The following is a 2155-nucleotide window of genomic DNA, read 5'->3' as shown; positions in this document are numbered from 1 at the left end:
GCTCCTTCAGGCGCTCAATCTCCTGGCTCGCTTCTGGCTGCTCACGGTCACGCTGCTCTTCACGCTGCTCTTCACCCTGCTCCTCATGCCATTCTTCAACAAGGCCAGACATGGCATACTCCTTCCTGCTCTGACACTGGCCCGGCCTGGCTCAGCCTCTCAATCTGATCCTGCCCGGCTCAGCTTTGTCCACCTGCCATATTGGAGTAGAGTCCAAGATTTTAAAGGAGTCATTGAAATACTGACTTAAAGCCATGACTACTACTCTCCTATCGAATCTTAGACTATCGTAGCAGTTTTGTCAAGGTAGCTAAACTGTTAAACTCCTGCGTAGAAGTATTTTCCGCAAGGCCAACTTATGATCCGTTTGCGCGTCAAGGAGATTGCGGAGGAAAAGCAAATCAGCATCTCTCAGCTAGCCAAGCTTGCCGATGTTGACTACAAGACTGTCCGCAAGATTTTTCGTGATCCGCAAGTTGTAATCGATCTCTTTACACTAGACAAGCTCTGCTGGGCCCTGGAGGTGACTCCGGCAGAACTCATCTATTATGAGCCGACGCCGCCTTTGATCTGGCAGAAGCGTCTGGAGCAGCTCGCAGGGGAGCAGAAAGACAAGGGAAAGAGACGGGTGGATCAGGAAGAGCGAGATTACGAACAAGAGGAGCAGTAGCAGGGCGACCTGAGTTGAGCCGTGAGCAATAGCAGCAAGGAGCGCGCAGATGGCGAGGCCAGTGAAGCTCTTCTATGTCTACGCGCGGGAAGACCGCCCCTTTCTGGAGCGGCTAGAGCAGCACCTGGCCCTGTTACAGCGTCAGGGTTTGCTGGCCACCTGGCATGATGGTGCCCTCTTGCCGGGCAGCGACTGGCGGCGGGTCATTCGCCAGCAACTGGAGCAGGCTCAGCTTATCCTACTGCTGGTTAGTCCTGCCTTTATGGCCTCTGACTATTGCTACGGCGTTGAGATGCAGCGCGCTTTAGAGCGTCAGCGGCTTGGCCAGGCCCAGGTCGTACCGATCCTGCTGCGGCCTGTAGTCTGGGAAGGCGCCCCTTTCGCCCACCTGCAGGTTCTACCTGCTAATGCCCGGCCCATCTCGACCTGGGCTAACCAGGACGCTGCCTTTGCCGAAGTTGTCGGGGGGCTGCGGCGCGTCATCGCTTACCTCATGGAGCAGGAAGACCAACGCGTGTATAATAGAGCACAACAGCACGCTTACAGAAAGGGGTCGTCGTCCGTGTCCACTGAGGTCCTGATCAGCACGCCCGCCGCACTCACACCTACCTTACTCAAGCGAGCCATTGAGCGCTATCGCAAGCAGCTTCGCTCGTACGAGGGCTTTGCCACTCATGAGCTGGCCCGGCGCACCGCCTTCCAGCGCCTGCTCGAGGAGACTGCCAGCGCAGTCAATCTCAAGCTGATCCCTGAACAGACCCTGCCTAATGGCCTGCGACCTGATGGCGTGCTTCGTGATGTCAACGAGTTCTTCATTCGTGGCCTCTGGGAGGCCAAAGCGCCCCACCTCGACCTCGAACGCGAAGTCCAGCGCAAAATCGAGGCCGGTTATCCTCTGCGCAATACCCTCTTCGAGAACAGCCGGCGGGCAATCCTCTACCAGGACGGTCAGCGCTTCCTCTTCAATCTGGACGACGACAGCGAGCTGCGCGATCTCCTGACCCGCTTTCTCACCTACAGCGAGCCGCAGATTGCTCGCTTCGAGGCCGCCGTTGAGGAGTTTCAGGACCGCATTCCCGAGCTGGCGGCCCGCCTCCTGGAGATTATCCAGCAGGAAGCCACCCAGAACCGTGCCTTCATCGCGGCGCTCAACGACTTCACCACTCTTTGCCGCAGCAACCTCAACCCGCAGATCAGCCAGGCAGAAATCGCCGAAATGCTCGTGCAGCACCTGCTCACCGAGCGCCTCTTCCGCACCGTCTTCGACAACCCCGATTTCGTCAGCCGCAACGTCATCGCCGCCCAGATCGAGCAGGTCATTCGCGCCCTGACCAGTCGCGCTTTCAACCGCCAGGAATTCCTCCGTTCGCTCGATCACTTCTATCTGGCCATCGAGGAGGCGGCGCGCAGCATCCGCGACTGGACCGAGCGCCAGCGCTTCCTCAACACGGTCTACGAGCGCTTTTTCCAGGGGTTCTCGGTCAG

Annotated in this window: 2 protein-coding genes; both read left to right on the top strand. The window is 58.2% G+C overall.

Annotated elements, in window-relative coordinates; genetic code table 11:
* Positions 1-358: 358 nt before the first annotated feature.
* Positions 359-670: a helix-turn-helix transcriptional regulator gene (locus tag IRZ24_RS19605; protein ID WP_297168260.1), complete on the top strand. Its 312-nt coding sequence runs from the start codon at positions 359-361 to the stop codon at positions 668-670.
* A 49-nt stretch (positions 671-719) separates the two neighbouring features.
* A partial coding sequence (locus IRZ24_RS19600) for a TIR domain-containing protein (protein WP_297168257.1) occupies positions 720-2155 on the top strand: 1436 nt, incomplete at its 3' end.

Source organism: Thermogemmatispora sp., assembly GCF_019683755.1.
Lineage (GTDB): Bacteria > Chloroflexota > Ktedonobacteria > Ktedonobacterales > Ktedonobacteraceae > Thermogemmatispora.
This window is presented reverse-complemented; position numbering and strand designations above follow the sequence as displayed.